Annotated in this window: 18 protein-coding genes; 6 read left to right on the plus strand and 12 right to left on the minus strand. The window is 63.4% G+C overall.

Features of this window, described 5'->3' with window-relative positions; translation table 11 throughout:
• The first annotated feature begins 16 nt into the window (after nucleotides 1-16).
• A complete protein-coding gene (locus SO156_RS06125; RefSeq protein ID WP_458147682.1) occupies nucleotides 17-442 on the plus strand; it encodes a DUF4399 domain-containing protein in 426 nt (141 codons plus the stop codon).
• 146 nt (nucleotides 443-588) lie between these two features.
• On the opposite strand, the gene SO156_RS06130 is transcribed toward SO156_RS06125, so the two are convergent.
• From SO156_RS06130 to pqqA, 10 genes are all read right to left on the minus strand, one after another.
• The gene (locus SO156_RS06130; protein ID WP_458147681.1) at nucleotides 589-1,644 is read right to left on the minus strand and encodes a 2-oxoacid:ferredoxin oxidoreductase subunit beta; all 1,056 of its coding nucleotides are present in this window, start codon (nucleotides 1,642-1,644) and stop codon (nucleotides 589-591) included.
• Nucleotides 1,641-3,488, minus strand: a complete 1,848-nt coding sequence (locus SO156_RS06135; protein WP_458147680.1) for a 2-oxoacid:acceptor oxidoreductase subunit alpha — start codon at nucleotides 3,486-3,488, stop codon at nucleotides 1,641-1,643. Before SO156_RS06135 ends, SO156_RS06130 begins: the two co-directional genes overlap by 4 nt.
• A complete protein-coding gene (locus SO156_RS06140; protein WP_498534178.1) occupies nucleotides 3,458-5,257 on the minus strand; it encodes an FAD-dependent oxidoreductase in 1,800 nt (599 codons plus the stop codon). The genes SO156_RS06135 and SO156_RS06140 overlap by 31 nt, the downstream gene beginning before the upstream one ends.
• 236 nt (nucleotides 5,258-5,493) lie before the next feature.
• Nucleotides 5,494-6,171: a hypothetical protein gene (locus SO156_RS06145; RefSeq protein ID WP_458147678.1), complete on the minus strand. Its 678-nt coding sequence runs from the start codon at nucleotides 6,169-6,171 to the stop codon at nucleotides 5,494-5,496.
• Nucleotides 6,172-6,315: 144 nt separating this feature from the next.
• A complete protein-coding gene (pip, locus tag SO156_RS06150) occupies nucleotides 6,316-7,302 on the minus strand; it encodes a prolyl aminopeptidase (protein WP_498534179.1) in 987 nt (328 codons plus the stop codon).
• The gene (gene pqqE / locus SO156_RS06155) at nucleotides 7,292-8,509 is read right to left on the minus strand and encodes a pyrroloquinoline quinone biosynthesis protein PqqE (RefSeq protein WP_458147676.1); all 1,218 of its coding nucleotides are present in this window, start codon (nucleotides 8,507-8,509) and stop codon (nucleotides 7,292-7,294) included. Before pqqE ends, pip begins: the two co-directional genes overlap by 11 nt.
• Nucleotides 8,506-8,817 (minus strand): pyrroloquinoline quinone biosynthesis peptide chaperone PqqD, encoded by a 312-nt coding sequence (gene pqqD, locus SO156_RS06160; RefSeq protein ID WP_458147675.1) that lies wholly within the window; start codon nucleotides 8,815-8,817, stop codon nucleotides 8,506-8,508. The genes pqqE and pqqD overlap by 4 nt, the downstream gene beginning before the upstream one ends.
• Nucleotides 8,818-8,830: 13 nt before the next feature.
• Nucleotides 8,831-9,586 (minus strand): pyrroloquinoline-quinone synthase PqqC, encoded by a 756-nt coding sequence (gene pqqC / locus SO156_RS06165; RefSeq protein ID WP_498534211.1) that lies wholly within the window; start codon nucleotides 9,584-9,586, stop codon nucleotides 8,831-8,833.
• 20 nt (nucleotides 9,587-9,606) lie between these two features.
• Nucleotides 9,607-10,536, minus strand: a complete 930-nt coding sequence (gene pqqB, locus SO156_RS06170; RefSeq protein WP_498534180.1) for a pyrroloquinoline quinone biosynthesis protein PqqB — start codon at nucleotides 10,534-10,536, stop codon at nucleotides 9,607-9,609.
• A 116-nt stretch (nucleotides 10,537-10,652) separates the two neighbouring features.
• Nucleotides 10,653-10,733, minus strand: a complete 81-nt coding sequence (pqqA, locus tag SO156_RS06175; RefSeq protein ID WP_007595659.1) for a pyrroloquinoline quinone precursor peptide PqqA — start codon at nucleotides 10,731-10,733, stop codon at nucleotides 10,653-10,655.
• A gap of 292 nt (nucleotides 10,734-11,025) precedes the next feature.
• On the opposite strand from pqqA, the gene SO156_RS06180 reads away from it, so the two are divergent.
• The 5 genes from SO156_RS06180 (at nucleotide 11,026) to tarD (ending at nucleotide 14,804) form a co-directional block, all read left to right on the plus strand.
• Nucleotides 11,026-11,283 carry a DUF6894 family protein gene (locus SO156_RS06180; protein WP_027522469.1) on the plus strand — a complete coding sequence of 86 codons (258 nt, stop codon included), beginning with the start codon at nucleotides 11,026-11,028 and terminating at the stop codon, nucleotides 11,281-11,283.
• A gap of 82 nt (nucleotides 11,284-11,365) precedes the next feature.
• Nucleotides 11,366-12,766, plus strand: coding sequence for an amidase family protein (locus tag SO156_RS06185; RefSeq protein WP_498534181.1), 1,401 nt, complete (start codon nucleotides 11,366-11,368; stop codon nucleotides 12,764-12,766).
• A gap of 9 nt (nucleotides 12,767-12,775) precedes the next feature.
• Nucleotides 12,776-13,252: a glutathione peroxidase gene (locus SO156_RS06190; RefSeq protein WP_458147672.1), complete on the plus strand. Its 477-nt coding sequence runs from the start codon at nucleotides 12,776-12,778 to the stop codon at nucleotides 13,250-13,252.
• 11 nt (nucleotides 13,253-13,263) lie between these two features.
• On the plus strand, nucleotides 13,264-13,506 hold the full coding sequence (locus tag SO156_RS06195; RefSeq protein ID WP_029674077.1) for a DUF3297 family protein: 243 nt from the start codon (nucleotides 13,264-13,266) through the stop codon (nucleotides 13,504-13,506).
• A gap of 131 nt (nucleotides 13,507-13,637) precedes the next feature.
• Nucleotides 13,638-14,804, plus strand: a complete 1,167-nt coding sequence (gene tarD / locus SO156_RS06200; RefSeq protein ID WP_458147703.1) for a D(-)-tartrate dehydratase — start codon at nucleotides 13,638-13,640, stop codon at nucleotides 14,802-14,804.
• Nucleotides 14,805-14,978: 174 nt separating this feature from the next.
• Here the strand turns inward: tarD and SO156_RS06205 are convergent, their stop codons facing one another.
• Together SO156_RS06205 and SO156_RS06210 are read right to left on the minus strand one after the other, a co-directional pair.
• Nucleotides 14,979-16,328 carry a malonyl-CoA decarboxylase gene (locus SO156_RS06205; RefSeq protein ID WP_498534182.1) on the minus strand — a complete coding sequence of 450 codons (1,350 nt, stop codon included), beginning with the start codon at nucleotides 16,326-16,328 and terminating at the stop codon, nucleotides 14,979-14,981.
• 161 nt (nucleotides 16,329-16,489) lie between these two features.
• Nucleotides 16,490-17,287, minus strand: a complete 798-nt coding sequence (locus SO156_RS06210; RefSeq protein ID WP_498534183.1) for an AraC family transcriptional regulator — start codon at nucleotides 17,285-17,287, stop codon at nucleotides 16,490-16,492.
• Nucleotides 17,288-17,346: the final 59 nt, after the last annotated feature.

The raw sequence follows: 17,346 nt of genomic DNA on the forward strand, positions 1-17,346 counted from the left end.
CGCGGAGGGAGATGCGATGAAGATCGTCTGCTGCCTCGCGCTTTCAGCACTGCTCGCATTGTCCTCCAACGCAGCCTATTCGCAAGGCAAGCCGGCGCCGAAGGACGCAAAGCTCTATTTCATCACGCCGCATGATGGTCAGAAGATCAGAGGCGGATTCTGGGTCCGGTTCGGCTTGCGCAACATGGGCGTGACGCATGCCGGCGACGATTACCAGAACAGTGGTCATCATCATCTGCTGATCGACGTCAACGACCCGATCGATCCCAAGGAGCCGATTCCGCAGGACAAGTCGCATCTTCACTTTGGAGCGGGGCAGACCGAGACCTTTCTCGAGCTCCCGCCAGGCACCCACACGCTTCAGCTGGTGCTCGGCGATGCGAAGCACTATCCGTTCGACCCGCCCGTTGTGTCGAGCAAGGTCAGCGTCCGGGTCAGATAGGGTTTCGTCCGGTCTGCTGGCTAAAGCATGATCCGGACCCGAAGGGCCGCGTTAGCGCAAAGTGCGAAGCGGTTTTGTTTGCGCGGAGATCATGCGTAAACAACAACCTAAAGCGCGATGACGATTCGTCCTAATCTCATCGCGCTTTAGCGCAGGCTGGCGTTGATCTTGTCCAGCACGGTTGAGCCCGGGCAGAGATCGTCTGCCTCCAGCCTGTTCAGCGGCGTCTCGACCGTGTTGAGATGCTCGTGCAAATCCTCCGCGTCCGGATCGACATAGAGCAGCCCGGTGACGATCTGCCCCTTGGCGGCGTGCTTCTGCAGGAAGGTCATCGCCCCTAACCGGTCATGCGGATCGTAGTCGGCATCGATCTTGCGCAGCGCGATCTTGCTGCCGTCATGCTGCTCGACAACCTGCACCGAGCCAGGCGCGTAGTCGACGGCGATCGGGTCGCGACCGACCAGCACGTCGAGCCGGTTCACCGCGTCATTGTGCTCGCGGACATAGTCGAAGCTCTTGGTCGAGCCGGCATGATTGTTGAAGGCGATGCAAGGGCTGATGACGTCGATGAAGGACGCACCCTTGTGGCGGATCGCCGCGGCGATAAGTGGTACAAGTTGCGTTTTGTCGCCGGAGAAGCTGCGCGCGACGAAGGTCGCCCCCAACTGCAGCGCGATCGCGACGAGGTCGATGGCGTTGTCGGTGTTGGTGACGCCCTTCTTGGATTTCGAGCCGCGGTCGGCGGTCGCCGAAAACTGGCCCTTGGTCAGGCCATAAACGCCGTTGTTCTCGACGATATAGGTCATGTTGACGCCGCGCCGGATCGAGTGTGCGAACTGGCCGAAACCGATCGAGGCGGAATCGCCGTCGCCGGAGACGCCGAGATAGATCAGGTCGCGATTGGCGAGGTTGGCGCCGGTCAGCACCGACGGCATGCGGCCGTGCACGGAGTTGAAGCCGTGCGAATTGCCGAGGAAATAGTCGGGCGTCTTCGACGAGCAGCCGATGCCGGAGATCTTCGCCACCCGGTGTGGCTCGATCGAGAGTTCGTAGCACGCCTCGATGATCGAGGCCGTGATCGAGTCATGGCCGCAGCCGGCGCACAGCGTCGAGATCTTGCCCTCGTAGTCGCGATGCGTGTAGCCGAGCTCGTTCTTCTTCAGGCCCGGGTGATGAAATTTCGGCTTTGCAATGTAGGTCATGACACGGCCTTGCGGAGCGGGGTCACCTTGAGGTGATCCTGGTGGTCGCCAATGGCTTTTGCGATGAAGCGGGCGGTGATCGGCGAGCCGTCGTAATGTACGATCGGTACGAGACGCACCGGGTCGATGCCGTTCTCGTTGACGATGAGCTGACGGAGCTGGCTGTCGCGGTTCTGCTCGACGACATAGACGAAATCGTGCTCGGCGAGGAAGCTCGCCACGCTCGAATGGAACGGGAATGCGCGGATGCGCAACCTGTCGAGCTGATGCCCGCGCGCTTCCAAAAGGCCGATCGCCTCGTCCATCGCCGGCGCCGTAGAGCCGAAATAGATCACGCCATATTTGGTCGGTCGTTCCGCATTGGCCTGGAGCGGCCGCGGCACGAGATCCTGCGCGGTCTCGAACTTGCGCACCAGGCGCTGCATGTTGTCGGCGTAAACCGTGCCTTCCTCGGAGTAGCGCGCATAGCGGTCGCGCGAGGTGCCGCGGGTAAAATAGGAGCCCTTGGTCGGATGCGTGCCGGGATAGGTGCGGTAGGGGATGCCGTCACCGTCGACGTCGAGGTAGCGGCCGAAGTCGCGGCCCTCTTCCAGCATCTCCGCGGTCATTACCTTGCCGCGGTCATATTGCCGCGCGTCGTCCCACTTCAGCGGACGGCAGAGGCGGTGGTTCATGCCGATATCGAGATCGAGCATCAGGAAGATCGTCGTCTGAAGCCGCTCGGCTAGATCGAACGCGGCTGCAGCGAACTCGAAGGCCTCGGCCGGGTCTTCCGGGAACAGCAGCACGTGCTTGGTGTCGCCATGCGAGGCATAGGCGCAGGCGATGATGTCGCATTGCTGCGTGCGGGTCGGCATGCCCGTCGAGGGGCCGGCGCGCTGGATGTTCATGATCACGGCCGGGATCTCGGCGAAGTAAGAGAGGCCGATGAACTCCGTCATCAGCGAGATGCCAGGGCCCGACGTCGCGGTGAAGGCCCTTGCGCCGTTCCAGGAGGCGCCGATCACGATGCCGATGGACGCAAGCTCGTCCTCGCCCTGCACGATGGCGTATTTCGCCTTGCCGGTCTCGGGATCGTGCCGGTACTTCTTGCAGTGGCTGGTGAAGGCTTCCGCAACCGACGAGGATGGCGTGATCGGATACCAGGCGCACACCGTCGCGCCACCATAGACGGCGCCGAGCGCCGCGGCGCTGTTGCCCTCGATGAAGATGCGGTCGCCGACCTTGTCCGCCTTCTTCACCCGCAGCCCGATCGGGCATTTCAGGTTCTGCAATGCCCAGTCGCGACCGAGATGCAGCGCATGGACGTTGGAGGAGAGCAGCTTCTCCTTGCCCTTGTACTGCTCGCCGATCAGCTGCTCGATCACCTTGGGATCCATGTCGAGGAGCGCAGCGAGCGCGCCGAGATAGATGATGTTCTTGAACAGCTGGCGCTGGCGCGGATCGGTATAGGTCGAGTTGGTGATCGCGGTCAGGGGAACGCCGATCACGGTGATGTCGCCGCGGAATTTCGTCGATGGCATCGGCTTTGTTGAATCGTAGAACAGGTAGCCGCCAGGCTCGATGCCGGCGATGTCCTTGTCCCAGGTCTGCGGGTTCATCGCCACCATCATGTCGACGCCGCCGCGGGCGCCGAGATGGCCGGCTTCCGTCACCCGTACCTCATACCAGGTCGGCAGGCCCTGGATGTTGGAGGGGAAGATATTGCGCGGGGAGACCGGTACGCCATGGCGCAGGATCGCGCGGGCAAACAGCTCGTTGGCCGAAGCCGAGCCCGAGCCGTTGACGTTGGCGAAGCGGACGACGAAGTCGTTTACGCTGCTGATCGGCTTTTTGTCGGACATGATGATCCTGCGTGAGTCATATCGATGAGGTATTTCTGCATGTCCCAGGCACCGGTGGGACAACGCTCGGCGCAGAGACCGCAATGCAGGCAGACGTCCTCGTCCTTCACCATCACGCGCCCGGTCTTGAGATCGCCGGAAACGTAGAGATCCTGGTCGGGATGCGGTGAGGGCGCCTTCAGGCGCTGGCGCAGATCGGCTTCCTCGCCGTTTTGCGTGAAGGTGATGCAATCCATCGGGCAGATGTCGACGCAGGCATCGCACTCGATGCACAGCGAGGTGGAGAACACCGTCTGCACGTCGCAATTCAGGCAGCGATGCGCCTCGCCGAGCGCGAGCTTGACGTCGTAGCCGAGCTCGACCTCGGCACGGATGTCCTTCAGGGCCACCACCTTGTCGCGGTGCGGCACCTTGAAGCGCTTCTCCGGCGAGATGTCGTTGTCATAGCTCCATTCGTGGATACCCATCTTCTGGGAGGTGACGTGCACCTCTGGCAGCGGGCGCTCGTTGATGTCCTCGCCCGAGAGCAGCCTGTGGATCGACAGCGCGGCGTCATGGCCGTGTGCGACCGCCCAGATGATGTTCTTCGGCCCGAAGGCGGCGTCGCCGCCGAAGAAGACCTTCGGGTTGGTCGAGACGAAGGTCTTGGGATCGACCTTCGGCATATTCCACTTGTCGAACTCGATGCCGCAGTCGCGCTCGATCCAGGGAAACGCGTTTTCCTGGCCGACCGCGACCAACACGTCGTCGCAGGGAATGGTCTGGTCCGGTTCGCCTGAGGGGACGAGATTGCGGCGGCCCTTGGCGTCGTATTCGGCCCTGACCTTCTGGAAGGTAACGCCAATGAGCTTGCCGCCTACATGCTTGAATTCTACCGGCACCATGTAATTGAGGATCGGGATGTCCTCGTGGATCGCGTCTTCCTTCTCCCAGGGCGAAGCCTTCATCTCTTCGAAGCCGGAGCGCACGACGACCTTGACATTCTCGCCGCCGAGCCTGCGCGCCGTGCGGCAGCAATCCATCGCGGTGTTGCCGCCGCCGAGCACGATCACGCGCTTGCCGATCTTGTTGGTGTGACCGAAGGAAACGGAGGACAGCCAGTCGATGCCGATATGGATGTTCGCGGCCGCCTCCTTGCGGCCGGGAATGTCGAGCTCGCGGCCGCGCGGCGCACCGGAGCCGACGAAGATCGCGTCGTACTTGTCCGCGAGCAGGGCCTTCATGCTCTCGATGCGGTGGCCGCCTTTGAACTCGACGCCGAGTTCGAGGATGTAGCCGGTCTCCTCGTCGATCACGGAATTGGGCAGGCGGAATTTCGGGATCTGCGTGCGCATCATGCCGCCGGCTTCGGGATCGCCATCGAACACGGTGCAGTGATAACCGAGCGGCGCGAGATCGCGCGCCACCGTCAGCGACGCCGGGCCACCGCCAACCAGCGCGATGCGCTTGCCGTTCTTCGGCGAGGGACGCGGCAGGCGTTGCTTGATGTCATCCTTGAAGTCGGCCGCGACGCGCTTCAGGCGGCAGATCGCAACCGGAGTTTCCTCGACGCGTCCGCGGCGGCACGCCGGCTCGCATGGACGATCGCAGGTGCGTCCCAGAATTCCGGGAAACACGTTCGATTTCCAATTGACCATATAGGCGTCGCTGTAGCGGCCTTGTGCGATCAGACGGATGTATTCGGGAACCGGGGTGTGCGCAGGACAGGCCCACTGGCAATCGACTACCTTGTGAAAGTAGTCGGGGGCCGCGATATCGGTCGGTTTCATTCCTACCCTGTCCGCACAGGCCCAAAGACCCGGCGGCCTTCTTGAGCTTGGCGAACGCTTACGCGTCGATATGGTTCTTAAATTGGATCATAGGCTTACCTTATTAGAACCATTCCGAGGCGCGCACAAAGGCAAATTTGGGCGATGCCCTGCTTTCATAGGAGCTACGCAAGCATAGCATTAACAGTCGCGCATTCTATGTGGCGGTGCAGCATCTCGTGATGCGTGTGATGATGTCAGCCGCGTGCGATGTCGCTCTTCGCAAGATCCCACATCAGGCAGTAGGTGCCGACGGAGACGGGAAGCGAAGACGGTGATGCTGCTGGGCCGGTGAAGCGTTCGGCAATCACGGCAGAGACGGCGCTGACACGCGTACCGTCGATCAGCACGAACCAATCGTTGGCGTCTGCATTACGCACCGACGGAATCTCCGATGTCGGGCCGGAAAGCTCTGCATCACTCTCCAGCAGATGCATGGAGATGATGCCGTCGTGTTTTTCCGGCGCGAGCTTTTCCCGCAATGCATCACGCAATCGACCGGCATTGTCGGGGGGCGGGCGCAGCCGTACCACGCCGAGCGCGACACCGCGTCCGGTGCCGCGGCTGATGGTGATACGCGCCACTGCGCGGATCATGTTCTCAAACCGCGCCATGGTCCGGCGCGACCAGTCGGTCGGGCTTGCAAGCTGCGCCCGATAAGCGGGACTGTCGAGCACGTCGAGCGTCGTGGTCGAATAGAGGCAGAGATATTTGGGGCTGGCTGCGTGCGCGATATAGCGCCGCGCCTCCAGGAAACCCTCGATCGCGACGCGCTCTTCCAGATGTTCGCGATCGTACCAGCGGTTGAAATCGGCCTCATGCTCCGCGTCGATATTCATCGACGTCAGCAGCATGCCCTTCCCGGCGAGTGGCATTCTTCTTGTTGTCCTCTTGCAGACCCTCATGGTGAGGAGCGCGTCTTCGCGCGTCTCGAACCATGAAGGCCCCACTGCAGCATCTCGGCCTCTATCCTTCGAGGCGCGCTCCTTCGGAGCGCTCCTCAGGATGAGGAGATAGTTCTAGCGCGCGGCTTTCGAGCCGAGGTCCGCGATCGCTTTCATTACGGCGTCCCTCACGCCGGGATCATAGAGAGAATGCCCGGCCTCTTCCACGATGCGGATCTCGGAACCCGGCCACACTTTCGCGAGCGCCCAGGATGTCTCAGGCGGGCACAACAGATCATAGCGGCCCTGGATGATGATGCCGTGAATGCCGGCGAGCTTGCCGGCATTTCGCAGCAGCTGATCCGGCACCATGAAGCAGTCATTGATGAAGTAGTGTGCTTCCATGAACGGCGTCGCGGGCAGCGTGCGCCACACGTTGAGCGTGGCGAGATCGAGCCGCGTGCGCGCCGGCTTGTGTTCGGACAGCGTGCGCTCGGTGTCGTGCCAGGCCCGCGCAGCGGGGCCATGCAAGTCAGGGTCGGGATCGAGAATGCGGCGCCAGTACGCCTCGATCGGCTGCTCTCGTTCTTCGGCCGACAGCAGGCTCAAAAAGTCCTCGTTGAGCGCGGGATAGAGTTGCGGCAGCCGCGACGTGAAGCCGGTCTCGACCTCCACTCGTGTGCCGAGAAAGGTTGCGCGCAGCACGATGCCCGAAACGTGCTCAGGATGAGCTTGCGCGTAGGCCAGCGCCAGCGTCGCGCCCCAGGAACCGCCGATCACCATCCAGCGTTCGAAACCGAACCTTTGGCGGATCGACTCCATGTCGGCGACGAGATGCTGCGTGGTGTTGTGCTCGCGCGAGCCCTTCGGCCGGCTGCGGCCGGCGCCGCGCTGGTCGAACAGCACGGCATGGAAGCGTTCAGGATCAAAAAGCCGGCGATGGTCGGGCTGGCAGCCGCTGCCGGGACCGCCATGCAGATAGACGGCTGGGATGCCGTCAGTGCGGCCGACGCTCTCGACATAGATCTCGTGACCGTCGGAGACGGCGAGCATTTCCGAAGTCAGCGGCGCAAAGGGATCGGCGCGTTTGGCCGATTTGGCCGCGTCGGCGTCAGGCGCCATGCTTGCCGGACTCCCCAGGGTCAGGCTCCAAAGTGCCACCGGCAAAGTTGCGGTAGAGGAAGCGGTTGGTCTCGCCTTCGGCTTCGCGCTCGGCCTGCTTGAAGATGGTCTCGTGCAGCGGCGACAGCGCGCAGGCCGGATCGGTATTGGCCGCATCGCCCGTCAGTGCAAAGGCCTGACAGCGGCAGCCGCCGAAATCGATCTCGCGGAATTCGCAGGATTTGCACGGCTCCTTCATCCAGCCGGTGCCACGATAGCGGTTGAAGGCGTCCGAGTTCTGCCAGATCCAGGCAATCGAATGATTGGAGCGCACGGACTCGAAGTCGAGCCCGGTGATGCTCTCGGCCGCATGGCAGGGCAGCACCTTGCCGGCTGGCGAGATATTGAAGAACTGCCGGCCCCAGCCGCCCATGCACTTCTTCGGCCGCAGCGCGTAGTAATCCGGCACGACGTAGTCGATGGCGAGCGTGCCCTTGAGGCGCTCGCGTGCCTCCTCGACGAGACGGGTGGTCTCGTCGAGCTGCGCAACCGTCGGCATCAGCGCGGCGCGGTTCTTCAGCGCCCAGCCGTAGTACTGGACGTTGGCGACTTCGAGCCGGTCGGCATCGAGATCGACCGCCATCTGGATGATGTCGGGGAGCTGGTGCAGGTTCTGGCGGTGCATCACCGCGTTCACCGTGAGCGGCAGATCGAGCTCGCGTGTCCACTTCGCGACTTCGAGCTTCTTGTGATGCGCGCCCTTGTAGCCTGCGACGCGATCGGCGGCGATATCTTCGGTACCCTGAAAGCTGATCTGCACATGGCAGAGGCCGGCATCCGCCAGCTCGCGCAGCTTGTCGCGCGTCAGCAGCACGGCAGAAGTGATCAAATTGGTATAGAGGCCGGCGTCGCTCGCATGCTTGATGAGCTCGACGAGGTCTTTCCGCGCAGTCGGCTCTCCGCCGGAGAAATGGACCTGGAGCACGCCGATCTCGGCGAGCTCGGTCAAGACCTTCTTCCACTCCTCGGTCGTCAGTTCCTTGCCGGCGCGGTCGAGCTCGACCGGGTTCGAGCAATAGGGGCATTGCAGCGGGCAGCGATGCGTCACCTCGAGCAGCACTGCGAGCGGAATGCCAAACGTCTCCGCCGTCGAGCGCTGCTTTTCGAGTACCGCCAGGCTATCGCTGACGTCGTGGGGAACACCGGGGTCGCCGAGCACGTCACTCATGACGTCTTCTCCCGGGCTTCCGTGAGAAAGCCCTTGTCCGCAAGATCCTGCAACATGCCGATCACATCAGTCAGGATCGCCTCGCGCGGCGCAGCATACTTCGCGGCGAGCTGGTCAGCCACATCGCCGACGTTGCGGATGCCGTCGCAGAGCTGCAGGACCTCGACCGCAATCTCATCGGGGGCCAGCACCCGTTCCGGCGCCAGGATCACCCAGACCTTCCGCGTCTCGTCGTATTTCAGCTTGGCATGCCGCGGCAGCACGGGCCGGCTCGCTTCGCTGACGCTGATGTGACGCGGCCCGGCCATTTCCTGTTTCCTCTCAGCTCGCTTTGGGCACGAAAGCGCCCGGCGGAATGTGTCCATCGACGTAGGCATGATAGAGCGCATCGAGTTGCACCCACAGCACGTTGGTCTTGAAGATCAGCGCATTGCAGACGGACGCGCGTTCCTCCGGAGTCCTGGCGTGCTTCCTGACATAGTCGAGCGCGAAATTGGCGTCACGCGGCGCCTGGGCCAGGCGGCGCTTGAAGTAGCTCATGATATCAGGATTGACGAAATCATAGTGCTCCAGCATGCCGCTGATGCGCTCTTCGTGCAGGTTCGGCGCGAACAATTCGGTGAGCGAGGAGGCGATGGCCTCGAGCGGGCTCTTCTCGCGGCAGAAATGCACATAGGCCTCGACCGCAAAGCGTGTTGCGGGAAGAATGCCTTCGGTCGATTCCACATAGGCCGTGTCGAGGCCCAGGCCCTCGGTCAGCTTCAGCCAGCGTTCGATGCCGCCCTCGCTGCCGATATCGCCGTCATGGTCCTCGATGCGGTGCCGCCATTCCACCCGCGTGGCGCGCTCGCGGAAGCGTGAGATCACCACCGCATCCTTGAGCGGGATCGTGCTTTGGTAATAGTAGCGATTGAGCGCCCAGGCCTGCACCTGGCCCTTGTTCAGCTTGCCGCCGTGCAGGAGCTTATGGAACGGATGCAGGCTGTGGTAGCGCGTCGCGCCGATGTGGCGCAGCGTCGCCTCGAGCTCCTCGGCAGAGTTGAGCCTGATGTCCTTGCCGATCGACAGTGCGGTCATTCCGGGCAGCGTCATCGCGTTCACAGCACGATCTCCGTTCCATCGGCGGGTATCTGCCAGCCCGCATGTTCGGCCGCCTTGCGCTCGGGCGAGGAGGGCAGCAACGCCGGGTTCGAGTTATTGATATGCAGAAATATCTTGCTGTCGATATCGAGGTCGGCAAGCCGCGCGATCGCGCCATCCTCGCCGGACATGGCGACATGTCCCATGCTCTTGCCGGTCTTTTGGCCGAGTCCGGCCCGGATCATCTCGTCGTCGCGCCACACCGTGCCGTCGAAGAACACCAGCGACGCGCCGGCAATCTGCGCTCTCAGCGCGTCGGTGACCTCGGCACAGGCGGCGAGGAAATAGAAGCTCCTGCCGGTCGACTTGTCCGTGATCTTCAAACCGAGCGTGTCGCCGGCACCACTGCTCCCGCCGGGATGAGCCTTGCCTTCCAGGTACCAGGCCGATTTGCCTGCTACCTCGAACGCAACCACCTCGATGCCGGAGCGTGCGCCGTCGGGAAGGCGCGGCTCGAACGGCTCGTCGACCCCGATCGGCTGGCGCTTCACGTTCTTCTCGTTCAGCACGTTGAAGATGCTGTTGGCCTTCAGGATCGCCAGCACCTTGTCATGGGCGTAGATCGTGAAAGGCGAGCCCTCGCGCATCGACAAAAGTCCCGCCACCGCGTCCACCTCACCATTGGTCAGGATCACGCCGGCAACCGGCGTGTGACGCAGCTCGCCCGGCTTGGGGTGAAGCTGCGGCGTGGCGTTGAATTGCTGTCGAAGATCGGGAGAGGCGTTGATCAGGAACCAGTTGTCACCATCGGCGCTGAAGCCGACCGAAGCCTGGGTTCTCTGCAATTGTCGGAGGTCAGCGCGCGCTGTCCGGCAGCCTGTGCACCCGCAGTTCCACTGCGGGACCCCGCCGCCAGCCGCGGCGCCCAGGACGACGACGCGAAGCATGGATCCGTCTCCTGGAGGCACGTGTCGAGGTGGATCTCAGGCCGACACAACTCCCTTCGTCGGGGAATGTTGCGCACCCGAAGGATCCACCTGCGCTCAACGTGAAATTGCCGCCCTTACTTGCGGGTGGCGCTCACATACATGTTGATTTCCATGCCGCACGGCACTTCGACGATTTTCGGTGCTTTCCAGGCCATTGTGGCTCTCCTTTTCTGAGAAATCGGACGTGTCCGCCCCCGGTTAAACTACTGCGGGCGGAAAAGTTCGCCAGTTAAATCTTCCGCGACCTAGGTAGTAGGCTGGTGCAATGCTGCGCTGCAAACGCAGAAAGGCACGCCCATGCCGCGGAGATGACGCAAAAACAGCAAAACAACCCCATGCTAAGCATGACGATAAGAACGACGATAGGGCGTGATCCCTGTCCGGATAAAGCAGTTGTGAGTATGAAGCGGCTTTCAATCCGCTACAGGCGACCCCATTGGATCAGGCATGCCCAGATATTTCTTCAACACCCGCATCGGCGACGAATTGATCGTGGATCCTGACGGCGAGGACCTGCGCAATCCCGATCGCGCCTGGGAAGTCGCACGCCAGATGATTTTGGAGGTGCTGAAGTCGGAAGGCACCCAGCCGGCGCTGCTCGAGGCCGTCATCGAGGTCACCGACGACGACGGCGAGATCGTGCTGGAATTTCCCTTCACCGAGGCGCTCCTGGACCTACCGGATCAATCCGCAACGCGGCACTGACGATCCGGATTCCGCCCCTGCGCAATGCGCATGGCTTTGCCGGCTGACCGGCGCTAAAAGACCCGGTCACACGGAGCATGCCATGCAAGATCTCTGGCGCCTGTCGGCCGCCGACCTCGCCACTCTCATCCGGTCCAGGAAGATTTCCGCCACCGAAGCCGCCAATGCGGGCCTTGCCCGGCTCGATGCCGTCAATCCCAGGCTCAATGCGGTGATCGATCACCGGCCGGAGGATGTGCTCAAGCAGGCGGCAGTGGTGGACGGCGTGATCGCCCGTGGCGAGGATCCGGGACTCCTGGCCGGCGTCCCCGTCACGGTGAAGGTCAATGTCGACCAGGAGGGCTTTGCCACCACCAATGGCCTGAAGATCCAGCGCGAGGTGATCGCGAAGGCCGACAATCCGGTCGTCGCCAATTTGCGCAAGGCGGGCGCCGTCATCCTCGGTCGCACCAACTGCCCTGCCTTCTCCTACCGCTGGTTCACCACCAACCTGATCCACGGCGACACCAAGAACCCGCGCGATGCCTCGCTGACCCCGGGGGGCTCCTCGGGCGGCGCCGGATCGGCGGTCGCGGCCGGCATCGGCCACATCGCCCACGGCACCGATATCGCAGGCTCGATCCGCTACCCCGCCTATGCCTGCGGCGTGCATGGCTTGCGGCCGACCATGGGCCGGATTCCCGCCTTCAACGCTGCCCTGTCGGAGCGCCCGATCGGGCCGCAGATCAGCGCGGTCTCCGGGCCGCTCGCGCGCACCATCAACGACTTGCGGATTTCGCTCGCCGCGATGGCGGCCCGTGACGTGCGCGACCCCTGGTGGGTGCCGGCGCCGCTCGAAGGACCGGCGATGCCCAAGCGCGCGGCGCTGTGCCTCAGGCCGGACGGGCTCGCGACTGCACCGGAAGTGACGGCAGCGGTCAGCGACGCCGGCAAGCGGCTTGAGCGGGCAGGCTGGACGGTGGAGGTGATCGACAATACCCCGCCGATGCGGGAAGCTGCCGAATGGCAGACCAAGCTCTGGATCGGTGACGGCTATGAGGCCGCGCTCGAAGCCGCCGAGCGCGAGGGCGATCCCGGCGCGCTCGCCTGCCTGCGCGGCAACCGCGCCAAGGTCACCCCGTTCGACCAGGCGGCCTATGCCAAGGCACTGATGCGCCGGGCAACGCTAACTCGCGAATGGATGCTGTTCTTCGAGAAATACGCGGTGGTGCTGACGCCGGTCTCCGGCGAATTGCCGTTTCCTGACCATCTCGATCGCAAGGACGAGGCATCCTTCAAGCGGGTCTGGGACGCGCAATTGCCACAGATCGCTATTCCCTTCATGGGACTGCCGGGCCTCGCCGTCTCCACCGGTCTCGTCGGCAAGGCGCCCGTCGGCGTGCATGTCGTCTCCGGCCGCTATCGCGAGGACCTCTGCCTGCTCGCCGGCGAGGCGATCGAGGCGGGCGGCGTGCCGCCGTCACCGATCGATCCCGTGGGCTAGAGGACAACGATGTCGGCGATCTACGATTTTTCGGCCAACTCGCTTCTCGGCGAGGACGTGCCGATGCGACGCTTTGAGGGACAGGTGCTGCTCATCGTCAACACCGCGAGCAAATGTGGCTTCACGCCGCAATATCGTGGGCTCGAGGACTTGCACCGCGACCTCAGCCCGCGTGGCTTCACGGTGCTCGGCTTTCCCTGCAACCAGTTCGGCGGCCAGGAGCCGGGCAAGGCAAGCGAGATCCAGCAGTTCTGCTCGACCAACTATGACGTCACCTTTCCGCTGTTCGCCAAGATCGACGTCAACGGCGCCAACGCGCATCCCCTCTACGAGTACCTGAAACGTCAGCAATCCGGCCTGTTAGGTGCGTCCATCAAATGGAATTTCACGAAATTCCTGGTGGACCGTGCAGGCAAGGTGGTGGCGCGCTATGCGCCGACCGCGCGGCCCGAGGGGCTGCGCCAACAAATCGAAACACTGTTGTGAGCGAGACAATCATGAGCGATGAATTTCCGGACCGCCTGTCGGTCGATCCGAACAGCCCGTATTACAACGCCGACATCCTGGCGCGCGACGTCGGCATCCGCTTCAAGGGTATCGAGAAAACCAATGTCGAGGAGTATTGCATCAGCGAGGGCTGGGTGCGCGTCACCGCCGGCAACGCCAAGGACCGCCACGGCAATCCGCTCACGATCAAGGTGCACGGGCCGGTCGAGCCGTATTTCAGGGATAAGAAATAGAACACTGTCATTCCGGGGCTCGCGAAGCGAGAATTATGGTGCGCAATTGCGCACCTGAGAATCTCGAGATTCCGGGTCTGGTCCTTCGGACCATCCCGGAATGACGCGCTGACAAATTGAAAGCCAAGCCCATGGTCCGCATCGTCGACGTCCGCGAGATCACCAAGCCGATCTCCTCGCCGATCCGCAACGCCTATATCGATTTCACCAGGATGACGACGAGCCTGGTCGCGGTCGTCACCGACGTCGTGCGCGAGGGCAAGCGCGTCGTCGGCTATGGCTTCAACTCGAACGGCCGCTACGGGCAGGGTGGCCTGATCCGCGAGCGCTTTGCCTCGCGCATCCTCGAAGCCGATCCGAAGTCGCTGCTCGATGCTGCCGGCGACAATCTCGACCCGGACAAGGTCTGGGCCGCGATGATGACCAATGAGAAGCCGGGCGGTCACGGCGAGCGTTCGGTCGCGGTCGGCACCATCGACATGGCGGTGTGGGATGCGGTGGCGAAGATCGCCGGCAAGCCGCTGTTTCACCTGCTTGCCGAGCGCCATGGCGTCAAGGCCAATCCGCGTGTGTTCGTCTATGCCGCCGGCGGCTACTACTATCCCGGCAAGGACCTCTCGATGCTGCGCGGCGAGATGCGCGGCTATCTCGACCGCGGCTACAATGTCGTGAAGATGAAGATCGGCGGCGCGCCAATCGAGGAGGATCGTACGCGCATCGAAGCGGTGCTGAAGGAGATCGGCAGGGACGCGCAGCTCGCCGTCGACGCCAACGGCCGCTTCGATCTCGAAACCGCGATCGCCTATGCAAAGATGCTGCGGGACTATCCGCTGTTCTGGTACGAGGAGGCCGGCGATCCTCTCGACTATTCGCTGCAGGCTGCACTCGCAGAATTTTATCCGGCGCCGATGGCGACCGGTGAAAACCTCTTCAGCCACCAGGACGCCCGCAACCTGATCCGCCATGGCGGCATGCGCCCCGATCGCGACTGGCTGCAATTCGACTGCGCGCTCTCCTACGGCCTCTGCGAATATCAGCGCACACTGGAAGTTCTGAAGACCCATGGCTGGTCGCCCAGCCGCTGCGTCCCGCATGGCGGCCACCAGATGTCGCTCAACATCGCGGCGGGCTTGGGCCTCGGCGGCAATGAGAGCTACCCCGACTTGTTCCAGCCCTATGGCGGCTTCCCCGACGGCGTCCGTGTCGAGAACGGCCACATCACCATGCCGGACCTGCCGGGCATCGGGTTCGAGGGGAAAACGGATCTCTACAAGGAGATGAAGGCGCTGGCGGAGTAAGGTTGGGACGCGAGGTCGCGCCAACTACTCGATGTCGCCCCGGCGAAGGCCGGGACCCATAACCACAGGGAGGAGCTATGGAGCGAGCGGGTAACTCCGAGTCTTCGTCAAACTCAATCCCGTGGTTATGGGTCCCGGATCTGCGCTGCGCTTGTCCGGGACGATTGAGTAGGCCTACGACAACCGCATATCCAACAGCCGCCGCTCGCCCTTGAGCAGCTTCTTCACCGCGCTCGACGCGACGACCGTGCCGTCGTTGGCGTAGGCCTCGTGGTTCTTCTCGATGTCCTCGAGGCGGTAGAGATAGTTGACCATGACGCCGGCGGATTCGCGCAGGCCCTTGGGCGAAAGGTCTCCCAGCCAGTTGACGCGCTCCAGTCGCGCGCCGTTGCCGAGGTGGAAGCGGGCGACGGAATCGATCAGCCGGCCCTTCGAGGTGCGCGCTTTCAGGAAATAATAGGCAGCGAGCGGCTCGATCACGCCGCGAAGCTGCGCGGTCAGCTCCGCATTGTCGAACCACTTGGGCTCGTCGAGATGCTTCAGCACCTCGCGATCCTCGTCGGACAGCGGCAGGTCCTTGTCCTGCTTCAGCCATGGCATGAAACCCGGCACCGGCGATAGCGTCACGAAGGTGTCGAGCTTGGGCAGCTCGCGGCGCAGCTCCTCGACCACCTGCTTGATCAGGAAGCTGCCGAAGGAGATGCCGCCAAGGCCCCGTTGTGTGTTCGAGATCGAGTAGAACACGGCCGTGCGCGCGCGCTCGGTCGGCACCGGCTCGCGGTCGACCGCAAGCAGGGGCGCGATTGCGCCGGGGATCGTCTCGGTCAGCGCCACCTCGACGAAGATCAGGGGTTCGTCGACCAGCGCCGGATGGAAGAAGGCGTAACAGCGGCGGTCGACCGGATCGATACGGCGGCGCAAATCGTCCCAGTCGCTGATCTCGTGCACGGCCTCGTAGCGGATGATCTTTTCGAGGATGTTGGCCGGTGTCGACCAGTCGATCCTGCGCAGCACGAGAAACCCCCTGTTGAACCACGAACTCAAGAGATGCACGACGTCGCGGTCGAGCGCGGCGAGGTCGGTGTGCCCGTTCGTCATGCCGAGCAGGTCGGCGCGCATGGCGACGAGATCGCCGGTGCCGCCCGGTGCGCGGTTGAGGCGGCGGATCAATTCCTGTCGACGCGGCTCAGACGCGAAATGCAGGTCGCTGGCGTCCTCGTCGCTCGGTTGGGTGCGCCATTTCTCGACCGTCTGGGCGAGCTTCTCGCGATCGGGGCCGAAATCGCGCACCAATGCCGCGAAGAAGGCGCGGCGTCCGGTCGCATCGAGGTCCTGATAGTGGTCGAGCACCTCGCGCGCCATCGCGGTGCCCGAGGCCTCGCCCCGGCCCGACAGCAGCGCCTCGCAGAGCTCGATCAGGCCATCGGCGTCCTGTCTTGTGTCCGAGGTGTCACCGCGGCGAAGCAGGGTGCGGCCGCGCTCGGAGATGGTGGCGAGCAGGTCGGAGAAAAAGGCGTTGGCCATTTGGCTTTTCGAATCTGGCTTGTGCAGTGCGGAAGCTTACACGGGATTTAGGTGCAAGCTTATCACAATCAAGCGGGGGAATTTGGCATCTTAACCATGCCATGCGTCCCGAGAAAGCTGTCATGCTGCGCGAAAGCGGGTGATGACGGCGTGCGGTGGAGCTACCCCTTCCGCGCAAACTCCGTCGGCGTCCGGCCCGTCACCTGGCGGAAGGCGGCGGAGAAGGCTGGCACGCTGGCATAGCCGAGCTGGGAGGCGAGCTGCTTGACCGATACGTCGGCATCGGTCGACAGTCTTTCGATCGCGGCTGCGATGCGGGCGCGCTGGCACCAGCTCTTGAAGCTGAGCTGCGTCTCGGAGGAGAACAGCCGCGACAGCGTGCGCGCGGAGGTTCCGACCTCGTGCGCGAGCGCCTCGATCTCGTAGCTCCCGGTCGGATCGTCGAGCACGATCAGGGCGGCGCGCCGGCAGCGCGGCTCGCGCGGCAGCGGCACGAAGGTCGCGGAATCCTCGGCCTGATGCAGTTCCAGCATCACCAGGCGAACCAGAAGCTCCGTGCGCTCCGACGTATTGCGACGGTCAAACAGCGCCAGGATCGCCTGGTGCAGCAGCGGCGATACCCGCACCACGAACTCCTTGGCCAGCCCCTTGGCGCGCTGCTCGCGCTTGAGCCAGGGCAGGTCGAAATAGAGTGTGCGCATCTCGATGTCGGCGAGCACGTCGATGGCGTGTTCGAGGTGGGCCGGGACCCAGACCGCGCGGTCCGGCGGCACCAGCCAGCGTCCTTTGGGCGTGGTCACCTGCATCGTGCCTTTCGCGGCATAGACGAGCTGCGCCTCGCGGTGCATGTGCGGGTCGAGCCGCAGGCCCTTGGGATAGTCGCGCGCGACAAGGTGCACGCCCGCGGTCGAGCGGTGGTTTCCGCGCACTTCCTTGATTGGCGTTTCGACGACAGTCATTGGCGGCATCCCGTCATGGCTCCGACATATAACCCATTTCGGGATAGGAGAGGATTCGC

The sequence above is a fragment of the Bradyrhizobium sp. UFLA05-125 genome (assembly GCF_059803515.1).

Bases quoted from the DNA above. Each gene is read 5' to 3' on its own strand.
- SO156_RS06125 (WP_458147682.1), top strand. From the start codon at position 17: ATGAAGATCGTCTGCTGCCTCGCGCTTTCAGCACTGCTCGCATTGTCC.
- SO156_RS06130 (WP_458147681.1), bottom strand. From the start codon at position 1,644: ATGACCTACATTGCAAAGCCGAAATTTCATCACCCGGGCCTGAAGAAG.
- SO156_RS06135 (WP_458147680.1), bottom strand. From the start codon at position 3,488: ATGTCCGACAAAAAGCCGATCAGCAGCGTAAACGACTTCGTCGTCCGC.
- SO156_RS06140 (WP_498534178.1), bottom strand. From the start codon at position 5,257: ATGAAACCGACCGATATCGCGGCCCCCGACTACTTTCACAAGGTAGTC.
- SO156_RS06145 (WP_458147678.1), bottom strand. From the start codon at position 6,171: ATGCCACTCGCCGGGAAGGGCATGCTGCTGACGTCGATGAATATCGAC.
- pip (WP_498534179.1), bottom strand. From the start codon at position 7,302: ATGGCGCCTGACGCCGACGCGGCCAAATCGGCCAAACGCGCCGATCCC.
- pqqE (WP_458147676.1), bottom strand. From the start codon at position 8,509: ATGAGTGACGTGCTCGGCGACCCCGGTGTTCCCCACGACGTCAGCGAT.
- pqqD (WP_458147675.1), bottom strand. From the start codon at position 8,817: ATGGCCGGGCCGCGTCACATCAGCGTCAGCGAAGCGAGCCGGCCCGTG.
- pqqC (WP_498534211.1), bottom strand. From the start codon at position 9,586: ATGACCGCACTGTCGATCGGCAAGGACATCAGGCTCAACTCTGCCGAG.
- pqqB (WP_498534180.1), bottom strand. From the start codon at position 10,536: ATGCTTCGCGTCGTCGTCCTGGGCGCCGCGGCTGGCGGCGGGGTCCCG.
- pqqA (WP_007595659.1), bottom strand. From the start codon at position 10,733: ATGGCCTGGAAAGCACCGAAAATCGTCGAAGTGCCGTGCGGCATGGAA.
- SO156_RS06180 (WP_027522469.1), top strand. From the start codon at position 11,026: ATGCCCAGATATTTCTTCAACACCCGCATCGGCGACGAATTGATCGTG.
- SO156_RS06185 (WP_498534181.1), top strand. From the start codon at position 11,366: ATGCAAGATCTCTGGCGCCTGTCGGCCGCCGACCTCGCCACTCTCATC.
- SO156_RS06190 (WP_458147672.1), top strand. From the start codon at position 12,776: ATGTCGGCGATCTACGATTTTTCGGCCAACTCGCTTCTCGGCGAGGAC.
- SO156_RS06195 (WP_029674077.1), top strand. From the start codon at position 13,264: ATGAGCGATGAATTTCCGGACCGCCTGTCGGTCGATCCGAACAGCCCG.
- tarD (WP_458147703.1), top strand. From the start codon at position 13,638: ATGGTCCGCATCGTCGACGTCCGCGAGATCACCAAGCCGATCTCCTCG.
- SO156_RS06205 (WP_498534182.1), bottom strand. From the start codon at position 16,328: ATGGCCAACGCCTTTTTCTCCGACCTGCTCGCCACCATCTCCGAGCGC.
- SO156_RS06210 (WP_498534183.1), bottom strand. From the start codon at position 17,287: ATGACTGTCGTCGAAACGCCAATCAAGGAAGTGCGCGGAAACCACCGC.